Annotated in this window: 10 protein-coding genes, 1 tRNA gene and 1 other RNA gene; all 12 read left to right on the top strand. The window is 58.5% G+C overall.

The window, feature by feature from the left end:
* The first annotated feature begins 148 nt into the window (after positions 1-148).
* The 12 genes from EOM25_02910 to EOM25_02855 all read left to right on the top strand — a co-directional run bounded on the left by EOM25_02910 (position 149) and on the right by EOM25_02855 (position 11,501).
* Positions 149-1,795, top strand: a complete 1,647-nt coding sequence (locus EOM25_02910; GenBank protein NCC24139.1) for a PAS domain S-box protein — start codon at positions 149-151, stop codon at positions 1,793-1,795.
* Positions 1,792-4,764, top strand: a complete 2,973-nt coding sequence (locus EOM25_02905; protein NCC24138.1) for a chemotaxis protein CheR — start codon at positions 1,792-1,794, stop codon at positions 4,762-4,764. The genes EOM25_02910 and EOM25_02905 overlap by 4 nt, the downstream gene beginning before the upstream one ends.
* A 35-nt stretch (positions 4,765-4,799) precedes the next feature.
* The gene (locus EOM25_02900; GenBank protein ID NCC24137.1) at positions 4,800-5,840 is read left to right on the top strand and encodes a phospholipase; all 1,041 of its coding nucleotides are present in this window, start codon (positions 4,800-4,802) and stop codon (positions 5,838-5,840) included.
* 69 nt (positions 5,841-5,909) lie between these two features.
* The gene (locus tag EOM25_02895; GenBank protein ID NCC24136.1) at positions 5,910-6,224 is read left to right on the top strand and encodes a hypothetical protein; all 315 of its coding nucleotides are present in this window, start codon (positions 5,910-5,912) and stop codon (positions 6,222-6,224) included.
* A gap of 38 nt (positions 6,225-6,262) precedes the next feature.
* Positions 6,263-6,541, top strand: a complete 279-nt coding sequence (locus tag EOM25_02890; protein ID NCC24135.1) for a Pathogenicity locus — start codon at positions 6,263-6,265, stop codon at positions 6,539-6,541.
* Positions 6,538-7,038 (top strand): GIY-YIG nuclease family protein, encoded by a 501-nt coding sequence (locus EOM25_02885; GenBank protein ID NCC24134.1) that lies wholly within the window; start codon positions 6,538-6,540, stop codon positions 7,036-7,038. Before EOM25_02890 ends, EOM25_02885 begins: the two co-directional genes overlap by 4 nt.
* 189 nt (positions 7,039-7,227) lie before the next feature.
* Positions 7,228-7,303, top strand: a tRNA-Met gene (locus EOM25_02880).
* Positions 7,304-7,415: 112 nt separating this feature from the next.
* Positions 7,416-8,258, top strand: a complete 843-nt coding sequence (locus EOM25_02875; GenBank protein NCC24133.1) for a Nif3-like dinuclear metal center hexameric protein — start codon at positions 7,416-7,418, stop codon at positions 8,256-8,258.
* Positions 8,255-9,034: a hypothetical protein gene (locus EOM25_02870; protein ID NCC24132.1), complete on the top strand. Its 780-nt coding sequence runs from the start codon at positions 8,255-8,257 to the stop codon at positions 9,032-9,034. Before EOM25_02875 ends, EOM25_02870 begins: the two co-directional genes overlap by 4 nt.
* A gap of 21 nt (positions 9,035-9,055) precedes the next feature.
* An RNA gene (rnpB, locus tag EOM25_02865) (RNase P RNA component class A) lies at positions 9,056-9,413 on the top strand.
* A 10-nt stretch (positions 9,414-9,423) separates the two neighbouring features.
* Complete coding sequence (gene ispD / locus EOM25_02860; GenBank protein NCC24131.1) at positions 9,424-10,719, top strand: 2-C-methyl-D-erythritol 4-phosphate cytidylyltransferase; 1,296 nt, start codon at positions 9,424-9,426, stop codon at positions 10,717-10,719.
* Positions 10,698-11,501 carry a cysteine--tRNA ligase gene (locus tag EOM25_02855; protein NCC24130.1) on the top strand — a complete coding sequence of 268 codons (804 nt, stop codon included), beginning with the start codon at positions 10,698-10,700 and terminating at the stop codon, positions 11,499-11,501. The genes ispD and EOM25_02855 overlap by 22 nt, the downstream gene beginning before the upstream one ends.
* Positions 11,502-11,521 lie beyond the last annotated feature (20 nt).

Raw genomic sequence — 11,521 nt, 5'->3', positions numbered from 1 at the left:
TCCGGTGACCGTTTTTTCTACAACGGCGGGCTCTCGGGTTCGCCGTTTGTTTTTCGGCTGGATTCCGGGTGGAAGCGAAGCGGGCAACTCCTTGCTTTTTTAATTGAAATGACCGATTCTTCATGCCTGAAATAGGACAGGGGCTTAGGTGATGATCAAGGAGGTCGGCATGAACCAGGACGACAAAATCATCGAGGAACTCGAATTGTTGCGGGCTGAAAACGCCCTGCTTCGCGATCGCGAGCTGCGCTGGCGTCAACTCGAGGCCGAGATGCAGTCGGTGACCGGCAATCTCAACGTTCATCAGGAGGAACTCAGATCCCAGAACGAGGAGCTGGCCGCGACCCACAAAGATCTGGAGCGGGCCTACCGCAAATACCAGAATCTTTACGAGCTGTCGCCGGTGGGTTTTGTGACCCTTGATGCTCATGGGGTCATCGTCGAATGTAACGACGCGTTTTCCAGTTTCCTGGGACGAGACAAGCGCTACCTGACGGGCAAGCCTTTGATCATCTATCTGGTTTCGAGCCATCATGGCCGTTTTTTCGCTTGGCTCGGAGAGCTTTTTTCCGAAAGCTCAACAAGAAAGGAGGAGGTCGAATTTTTTAATACCAAAGGACGGTTCCGTGCCGAACTGACAGGCAAGCCCCTTCCCGGTGGCGAAGGCGAATCATCCCGGTGTCAGGTGGCCGTGGCGGACGTGACCGCCTGGCGGGAGGCTTTGATCAGGTTAAAAAGAAACGAAAACATGCTCCGGGATATTGTAGAAGGGTCCCATTCGGGTATCTGCATCACCGACGAGTTCGGGATTTTTGAATTCGTTAACGCCTCGTATTGCCGGATCTACGGGTACGAGCCCAAAGATTTCCTGGGCAGATCCTTTACCATGGTCGTGCCCGAGGCCCATAAGACGGAAATGCAGAGCCTGCACGACAGGTTCATCGCCGGTGAGAAAGAGGTCCAGGGAGAGTGGCCGGTCAAGGATCGGAGCGGCAGGGAGTTTTATATCCAGGCCGACGCGGCCCGGATCGAGGGTCTGGACGGGCGGCCCAAGAAGGCCACGTTTGTCACAGACATCACCCTTCGGAAAGAGGCCGAGCGCCTCAAGGATGACGTTGACAGAATGATGCGTCACGATTTGCGTTCTCCCTTGCAGGGCCTCATCCACCTTCCGGACTTCGTGGCCGATGAAGGCCCGTTGAACGATACCCAGCTCAAGTATCTGAAGATGATCAAGAATGCGGCCATGAACATGCTGCACATGATCAACTTCAGTTTTGACCTTTATAAGATTGAGCAGGGAGTGTACGACTTTCAGCCGAAGCCTCTGTCCATCATGCCTCTTCTTGCCGGGATTCGGGATGAGATTCTGGCCCGTCCGGCCCTGCGGAATCTGTCAATGGTCGTCGAGGAGCCCGGCCCGGACGTGTCCGGCCGGATCATGGGCGAGGAGCTTCTGTGCCGGTCTCTTTTTTATAATCTGATGCTGAACGCAGCCGAGGCTGCCGTCTTGGCCAAGGGGGACGTCCTTGTCCGTCTGAAGAACGGAGAGGAAAGCGGGCTGGTGGTCATCGTCGACAACGCCGGTGAAGTGCCCGCTTCGGTCCGGTCCAGATTTTTCGACAAGTACGTCACCGAGGGAAAAGCCAAGGGCATCGGGCTCGGGACCTACATGGCCCGGCTGGCAACCCAGACCCATGGCGGGGCCATAGCCCTCGGGGCGGCTGTGTCCGGCAGAACCCACGTCGAGGTCTGTCTTCCTGCGGCGGTGGAAGACGGAGAACGGCAATCATGATGGCCGACGAGAGGGCGACGGCGTTGGCGGAGGACGGGACGGAACAGTCAGCCCGGGAGCACAAGGAAGGGAGGTCCTTCTTCGTGGTCGGGATCGGGGCATCGGCCGGTGGTCTGGAGGCCCTGCGCGAGTTCTTCGAACATACCCGGCCGGCGGATGCGGCAGCCTTTGTGGTCGTTCAGCATTTGTCGCCTGATTACAAAAGCCTGATGCCCGAGCTTCTGGCCAGACACACGGTGATGCCTGTGGTGCACATCGAGGACGGAGTGGCACTGATTCCAGGCCACGTGTATCTGCTTCCACCCAAGAACAACCTGACCATCTTTCACGGCCGTCTGTTCCTGGCCCCACAGGAGACGCCCTTCAACCTGCCCATCGACATCTTCTTCTGCTCCCTGGCCGAGGACCAGCAGGAGCGGGCCGTGGGAATCGTCCTGTCCGGGACCGGCAGCGACGGCACCCGGGGCGTGCGGGCCATCAAGGAACACGGAGGCATGGTCATGGTCCAGGACGAGGCCTCGGCTGGGTTTGACGGCATGCCCAAGAATGCCATCGCCACGGGTATCGTGGATTTCATCATGCCGCCCAAGGACATGCCTGCGGCCCTGGAGCAGTACATCAGTGGTAATCAACGGATTTATGAGAGCAGACGGGACAGGCCGGAACGGCCCGCAGAAAGTTTGGCCAAGATTTTGGCTCTGGTGAAGGTTAAGACGGGCATGGATTTTTCCTTTTACAAGGAGAACACCATTCTTCGCCGGATCGAGCGGCGAATGGGCATCATCCAGTCCGAGACCATGGACGAGTATGCCCGTCATCTCGAGGGCCATCCCGAGGAGATTTCTATCCTATACCGGGAGGTACTCATCGGGGTGACCCGATTCTTTCGTGACCCCGATGCCTATGAACTCATCAAGACCTCGGTGTTGCCTGAAATTTTCAACGCCAAGAATTCCAACGAGTCCATTCGGGTCTGGTCGGCCGGATGCTCCACGGGCGAGGAGGCCTACAGCCTGGCAATCCTCTTTCACGAATTCTGCGAAGAGCACGGATTCTTGAATGAGATTAAGATCTTCGCAACGGATATCGACCGGGAGGCCCTGTCCACGGCCTCGACAGGAATCTATCCTCTAAGCATCGTGGCCGATGCCTCCATGAGGCGTCTCGGTCGATTTTTTTACAAGAAGGGGGATAGTTACCAGGTGCAGCCACAGATTAGAAAGAAGGTCATTTTTGCCTACCACAACATCGTCAAGAATCCGCCTTTTCCCAAGATCGATCTGATCAGCTGCCGCAATATGCTCATTTATCTCCAGCCGGTTCTCCAGAAGCAGATCCTGTCCAATTTCCTTTTTTCTTTGACTCCCGGGGGCCATTTGTTTCTGGGATCGAGCGAGTCTGTGGGCGAGTACGGGTCGTTCTTCACCCCTCTGGGCCACAAGCTCAAGATTTTTCGCTACCGCGGCGGCCAGTCAAATCCTGGGGCCTCTCGCCGTTTCGTGGTTGACCCTCGGAGCGTGGAGAAAACAAACAGGCTGCCGGAGCCGATTATTGCCGCGAGCAAGTCCAGGCCGTTTTCCGACGACCTGGATGACGCCTACGAGCAGGCCACGGAGATTGGTATGCAGCCGGCGGTTCTTCTAAATGGAGAACGAAGGGTGGTCCACGTCTTTGGGGACGTGGATCGGTACCTCAAGCTGGCGTCGGGACGGATCAACCTGGACGTGTCCAAGCTGGTTCGCGGAGGCGTCGGCACCATGCTGGCTTCGACGCTGCACAAGGCGGCCAAGGAACAGGTCCCGGCGAGAATAGAAAACATCGTCGTCAGCGATGATTCACCCGATGACACCGTGTCCTTTGCCGTATTTCCCATTCGGACCCGGTCTGGAGAGCAATATTTCGTGGTCCGCTTCGAACCTGGCAGGGTGGACTCCAAACCCGGGGTGGGCAAGCTCAAGCTGGACGAGGCCGTCCGGGTCCGGATCGAAGATTTGGAACGCGACCTTCAGTATACCAGGGAGAATCTCCAGGCGACTATCGAGGAACTGGAAACTTCCAACGAGGAGCTTCAGGCCACCAACGAGGAACTTCTAGCCTCCAACGAGGAATTGCAGAGCACCAACGAGGAATTGCAGTCGGTGAACGAGGAGCTTTTGACGGTCAATTCCGAGTATCAGCTTAAGATTCAGGAATTGACCCTGCTGAACGACGATATGGAAAATCTCATGTCTACGGCCAGCAGTGGGACTGTTTTCTTGGACGACGAATTTCGGATCCGCAAATTCACGGCCCCTGTGGGCAGGTATTTCAGCATCATCCGAAGTGACGTTGGCCGTCCCCTGACCCATCTCTCTCACCGACTCAAGGATTTGGATCTTGATGCCTTGCTTCGCCGGGTCGTGTCGATCCGCAAGGAGGAACAACTTGAGGTCCGGTGTGCGGACGGTTCTTGGGTCCTTATCGGTGTCTATCCTTATGTCTCGAGTTTGAATGCCGACAAGGGGGTGGTTGTCACCCTAACGGATATCACCAGAATCATGGAGGCCGAAGAGGCGTTCAAGCGCGAGCATGAGCTTCTGCTCAGGGTTTTTGGCAATTCTCCGGTGGCCACCACCATGGTCGACGCCAAGGGAGAAATCGTCTTCGCCAACGAAGCCGCCCGGGTATTGCTTGATCTGGAGCGGGATGAGGCAGGCCGTTTTCGGTTTGACGACAAGCGGTTCAGCATTTGTGACGACGAGGGCCGACCCATTTCCACGGAGGACCTTCCCTTTTCCATCATTTTCCGGGAAAAGCGTTCCGTGGAGTACCGACATTGGATTTCCGACCGTGATGGCCATGGCATCTGCCTCGATATCGTCGGCAACCCGATGTTTGGCCCCAACCAGGACATCGAGGGGGCGGTCTTCAAGATCGAAACCTGTTCGGATGGCTGGAAAAGGAATCGAGGAGCGGCGAATCCAAGGTGAGCCAACCGCGGGTGCCGATTCCTTTCTGCCTGATAATGGCCGTCCTGGCCTTGGGCATGCTGGGCTTTGGAAGCGGGTGGTCCATGTCCCTGGAAGAGTGCATGCGTGAGCAGGTTCTGACGGCCCCGGACAACGCCACGGTGGCCGAGATCCGGGCCCAATGCCTGGCTTGTCTGGACTTCGGGGAGGAGGCCCCTGCTGCGGTCCTCGAACCGGACAAGGGGATCGAGGATGGCCTCGCTGCAGTCCGCGATCTGCCGGTCAACTCGACAATCGTGGTCAGTACCACCTGGCTGGAGCGGTTTACCGAAAGTTTGGGTTCACAGCTCACACCGCATAGGGCCAACTACATTCTTCCGTTTGCCTACAACTCGAGTCCCAATTACAGGCCTTACGGAGTCGAATCGGAAGATTTCGACAAGACCGAGGTCAAATTTCAGATCAGTCTCAAGTACCGACTGGTCCGAGACGTGTTCGGGGACAACGGGGACATCTATCTCGCCTATACAAACGAATCCTGGTGGCAGGCCTACAACAAGGACGCCTCCAGCCCTTTCCGGGAGACCAATCACGAACCGGAGGCCTGGCTGAGTTTCGACACGGACCGCCGCGTGGCCGGCTTTCGGCTCTCCACGGTGTCCTTCGGCATCAATCACGAGTCCAACGGTCGGGCCCAGGATCTTTCCCGGAGCTGGAATCGAATCTTCGCTGAACTCGTTTTCGAACGGGAGGATTTCTGGATCAGCCTTCGGCCCTGGTATCGGATTCCGGAGCGGGAGAAGTCTTCTCCGGACGATCCTCGGGGGGATGACAACCCAAATATGGAAAAGTACTTCGGCTACGGGGAACTCAAGGCCCACTACGGGTGGCGGGGACATGGCCTGAGCCTGATGCTGAGGAACAATCTGCGGGTGGATGGAAACAAGGGCGGGGTGGAGCTGGGTTGGATTTTTCCCATTTACGAAGAATTCAAGGGCTACGTCCAGTATTTCAACGGGTACGGGGAAAGCCTGATCGACTACAACGTCCCGGTGAACAGGATTGGGGTGGGCTTCATCCTGTCTGAATGGAGATGATCAGGCAAAGCGATACGGGAGGGCATCATGGGCATGAAGGGAAAGGATTCCGGTCTTGAGCCGGGGTTGATGAGGTCGGGGTACACGGCATCCCTGGTGGTCTACATTCTTCAGGCCGGTTGGTTCTTTTTCGGCATTCCAATGATCATCGGAGCGATCATCAATTATGTGAAACTCGGTGACGTCCGGGGAACATGGCTCGAATCCCACTATCGCTGGCAGCTGCGAACTTTCTGGTTCGGTCTGCTCTGGGGAGTGATCGGGGCCGTGACCTGGTTCCTCCTGATCGGGTATCTGATCCTGTTCATCAATTTCATCTGGATGCTCTACCGGGTCATTCGCGGATGGCTGCGGCTTATGGACGGCCGGGAGATGTACGCCTGATGGCCCGGCCAAGGGGGAAGCATCCGGCCGGGAGCGAGATGATGCGGGATTTACAGCGCATTCCGGGGATAGGGCCATCCATGGCCCGAGACCTCATCGACTTGGGTTTCGAGAGCGTGGAGGCCTTGAAAGGCGGCAATCCAGAAGCCATGTACCGTGACCTGATCGCCTTGCGGGGCCTCTACATGGACCGCTGCGTTCTGTATGCCTTTCGGTGCGCCGTGTATTTCGCCGAGGCTCGAGAGCATGATCCGGAACTCCTCAAGTGGTGGAATTGGAAGGACGGCTCGTCGATCAGACCGGGTGAAGGCCTATGAGCGATGCCTGGACCGTGTACATGATCCTGTGCTCTGACGGCAGTCTGTACACGGGGATCACCACCAATGTCGATCGCCGTCTGGCCCAGCACCGGGGAGAGCTTCCGGGCGGGGCCAGATTCTTTCGGAGCCGAAGGCCGATCAAGGTGGTAGCCCGGTTCGCAGCGTTCGGGCGATCCGAGGCCCTGCGCATGGAGGCCAGGATCAAGGCCCTGCCCAAGGCGGACAAGGAGCGTCTGGTCGGCGGCGGGCACAGTTTTTTTGAGGGCCTTTCATCTCCTCTTTCCCGAGATTCAAAGGATTTTTCAAAGATCCGGAGATTGAATTCGGAAACGATCGATGTTAGAAATCAAATTCAACAAGGGAATCTTGGAAGGAGCAGTCCGGAGGTGGAAGATGGTCGACAGGATGCAGATGTGGGATGCGATCGTTCAGTTGGCGAAGATCAGCCGGTCCATGACTTCGACCTCGCAACGGGAGATCAAGCATGCCATTGAGCGGGTGACCGCCAACGGGGTTCCGAGCATCTACGACCTCCAGGATTTCGATCCGTCGATGGTGGTGGAGCAACACACCGGGCGACTGATCTCGGCCGAGGGATAGGTGCTTTCTCTGGTGGATTTCATGGTCGGCCTTGCCGTTGACAGAACCGAGTTCCTGCCTCTATTCTTCCCCTCTTGCTTCACGGGCCAATAGCTCAGTTGGTAGAGCCCCCGGCTCATAACCGGATGGTCCGAGGTTCGAATCCTCGTTGGCCCACCAGAAACCGATGGTCCCGGACGTCCGGGTTCGCCTAGACGGCTCGGTAATGGCGTTCTCTGCTCGTGAGGTGAGGGAACGCCTTTTTTTATCGACAGTCAAATCAAGGAAAACGATGATTGTCTCCTCGCTGTTGAAGACCATCGAACAGACGGCTCCCCCCGCCTACGCGGCAGGATGGGACCGAAGCGGGGTGCAGGTGGCCTCTCCCCGACAGGAGATTTCGTCCCTGGCCGTAGCTTTGGACCCGAGTCCGAAAACGGTGAGCAAGGCCTTGGCCGGAGGGGCGGATCTGCTCCTGTGTCATCATCCATTGACCTTGCAGCCCCGTCTCCCGGACAAAATCGATGAGTACCACCGGGTGCTTTCGCTCTGTCTGAAGGCCGAACTCTGGCTCTATGCCGCCCATACGTCCCTGGATGCCAGTCCCGATGGACCGGCGCGTTGGCCAGCGACCGCTTTTGGGCTGACCGAAGTTCAGGTCCTGGAGCCGGCCGGTGAGGACCGGGGACGGGAATACGGTTTCGGATTCGTCGGCACGCTGCCCGATACGTCGTCCCCCGAAACGTTTCGGGAGCGGGTGGCCCAAGTCTTCGGCCGTCACGAATGGATCGAGGCCGGTCCCGAGCCTATTAGGGTCGTCCGGGTGGCCTGCTGTCCTGGTTCCGGAGGGTCGATGATCGGACTGGCCCGCAGGGCAGGTGCGGATGTTTTCCTGACCGGTGACGTCAAGTATCACCAAGCCATGGAGGCCGACATGTGGGTCGTCGATCTGGGGCATCATGCCGTGGAGGAACACATGATGCGGGTCTGGAGCGAACACTTGGCAGGAAGTTTGTCCGCCCGGGGAGTTGGGGTCTTTTTCATCCCCAGCAGCGACCCTTTACGTTTTGTCGGCCGGGAAGCCTTGGCCGGGAGTACCGGCACGACGCCAATCAGCACGGAGGTGGAGGATTGAGTCTCTACATCGAACAGATCGAACAGTTGGTCCTTCTGCAGCGTCTGGACACCGAAGCGCAGGAGCTGGAAAAGAGTCTGCGGGACATGCCTGAGCAGTTGGCAGGCCTCAAGGGCAAGTTTGTTGGGCTCGAGCGGCAAATGGGGCAGGTTCGGGAGCGGATCAACCTCCTCGAGGAGCAGAAATCCCGCATCGAACACGAGATCGAGGAGGACTCGGCCAAGGTTAAGCGGAGCAAGAACAAGCTCATGATGGTCGAGAACACCAAGGAATATCACGCCATGATGCGCGAGATGGACACCTTGGAGAAGATGAATCGCATCAGGGAGGAGGAGCGGGTCAGTCTCCTGGAGGAACTGGCCGAACAGAACGAGCAGGCCGCCGGTCTGGCGGAGCGGATCGCTGAGCTTCGTTCGGAGATCGATGCCCAGGAAGACGGACTTAAGGCCGACATGGCGGCCAAGGAGAAACGTCTCGCCGAGCTCCGGAAGCAGAAGGCCAAGGCCTGCGAATGCATTCCCGATCCGATCATGGACCGTTTCGAGTTCATTCGAGGCCGACTCGACAATCCAATCGTCGTTTCGGTGACCGATGCCATCTGCAACGGGTGCCACATTCGTATTCCCCCCCAGATATTTATCGAGATCCAGAAGGGCGAGCAGATTCTGAGCTGTCCCAATTGCCAGCGAATCATCTACTGGGATAATCATTTCAGGGCTTCCAAAGACGGTGATCAAGACGGCCGGCCCCGGGCCGCCGTTGAAGAGGCCGACTAGCGAATCCATTTGGAGAGAACGGGAGGAGGACAGGCTTGTCGCTGCCGGCTGGTCCGGTGGAGGAAAGTCCGGGCTCCAGAGGGCAGGGCGCTGGGTAACGCCCAGCAGGGGTGACCCTGGGAAAGTGCCACAGAAAGCAAACCGCCCCGGTTCGTCCGGGGTAAGGGTGAAACGGTGGGGTAAGAGCCCACCAGTTGCCGCGGCGACGCGGCAAGCTCGGCAAACCCCGTCCGGAGCAAGACCAAATAGGAGGGTGCCACGGCCGGCCCGGCCAATGCCCTCGGGTAGGTCGCTCGAGGCGGGCAGCAATGTCCGTCCCAGATGAATGACAGCCGCCCGGCAACGGGAACAGAACCCGGCTTATCGTCCGCCTCCCGTTTTTTGTCATGATGACGCTCGACCACAACGACAGTAGCCGAACGGAACTTCCGTTGATCCGCCATGTCTGGGCATTGGTCCTTGCGGCCGGAGCCGGGACCAGGATGGGACAGCCCTCAGTCGGACCCAAGCAGTTCCTTGATCACCAAGGCGTTCCGCTCTTCTGGCATAGCGTCCGGACTTTTTCCCGGACGGCCAGGATGGAGGGCGTGGTTCTGGTTTTTCCTGCGGAAGGGCTCGAGGCCTGGCGGAAAAAAACCTTGGACCTTCATGCTGCCGAGCGGCTTGGTCTGGAGATTCGCATCGTTCCCGGAGGCTCTCGGCGTCAGGATTCGGTTAGCCACGGTCTTAATGCCCTCCCCGGGATTTGCGAGGTCGTGATCGTCCACGATGCAGCCCGCCCATTTTTTACCCCGATCCTGACGGCCGCCCTCCTCGAAGCCATCGACCATGGGTCCGTGGCGGCCATCCCCGGGCTGGTTCCGTCGGACACGGTCAAGGAGGTCGGATCCGGAGTGGTATCCAGAACCCTGGACCGGGACTCCCTGGTTCTGGTTCAGACCCCCCAGGCCTTTCGTCGGAAGGAACTTCAAGACGCCCATGACCGGAATCCGGAACAGACCGTGACGGACGACGCGGCCATGATCGAGGCCTTGGGCCTTGATGTGGTCGTGGTCCCCGGCGAGGCCGCAAACCGCAAGCTCACGCATCCCGAGGACCTGCTTATGCTCAAGGCCGAAGATCCGCCTCCTACCCGCACTCCCTGTACAGGGCTTGGTTACGACGTTCACCGTTTCGGGGGCGACAGACCTTTGGTTTTGGGTGGAGTACCCATCCCCGGCGATCATCGGGTCTTCGCTCACTCCGACGGCGACGTCCTTTTGCACGCCCTGACCGACGCCATCCTCGGATGCTTGGGCGCTGGAGACATTGGCACCCATTTCCCCGATTCGGACCCGGCTCTGGCTGGCATGTCCAGTGCCGTGTTCCTGGATCGGGTCATGGTCATGGCCCGGAGGGCCGGTCTGGTCCTGACCCACGCCGACTGCACGGTCGTGACCCAGGTGCCCAAAATTGCCCCCCACGCCGAAACCATCAGAGCAAACGTGGCCAATCTGCTCGGACTGCCCAGAACCCGGGTGAACATCAAAGCCACAACCGAGGAAGGCCTCGGCTTCACCGGCGCCAAGCAGGGGATCAAGGCCTTGGTCGTGGTCACCGGAACTGCGCCGGTCATTGCCCCGGGGACGTCCTTGCAACCTCTACCCGAAGGTGACACCGAATCATGCAGCTTTACAACTCCATAGCTCGAGAAAAACAGGAATTCCGCCCCATGCTCGACAACACAGTGCGCATGTATGTCTGCGGGATAACGGCCTACGATTTTTGTCACATCGGCCATGCCAGGTCGGCCGTGGTCTTCGACGTTTTGTACCGGTACCTCTGTCACCTCGGATACGGCATGGTCTTTGTCCGCAACTTCACCGACGTGGACGACAAGATCATCAACAAGGCCAAGGCCGAAGGGACCAGCGAGAGCCAGATCTCGGAGCGTTTCATTCAGGCCTTCTACGAGGACATGGACCGTTTGGGCATTGCCCGGCCCGAGGTCGAGCCCAAGGCCACCGAACATATCCAGGAGATGATCGCCGTTGTCGAGCGCCTGCTGGACAAGGGCCACGCCTATGCGACGCCGGATGGCGACGTGTATTTTCGGGTTCGTTCCTATGGTCCGTATGGTGCGCTTTCGGGCCGCAACGTGGAGGAACTCCAGTCCGGAGCCAGGATTCAGCCCGGCGAAGACAAGGAGGACCCCCTGGATTTCGCCCTCTGGAAGTCGGCCAAGCCGGGCGAGCCCGTTTGGGAAAGCCCATGGGGACAGGGCCGGCCTGGGTGGCATCTGGAGTGCTCGGCCATGAGTGAAAAATATCTTGGCCTGCCATTTGACATCCACGGCGGCGGTCAGGATCTGTCCTTTCCCCACCACGAGAACGAACGGGCCCAGAGCGAGGCCGCTTTTGGCGGCGAGTTCGTCCGGTTCTGGGTTCACAATGGTTTCGTTCAGGTCAATTCCGAGAAGATGTCCTAGTCCCTGGGCAATTTCATAAC

It is taken from the genome of Deltaproteobacteria bacterium, assembly GCA_009929795.1.
Lineage (GTDB): Bacteria > Desulfobacterota > Desulfovibrionia > Desulfovibrionales > Desulfomicrobiaceae > RZZR01.
Note: the sequence above shows the minus strand (reverse complement) of the source record. Positions and strands in the feature narration are given on the sequence as shown.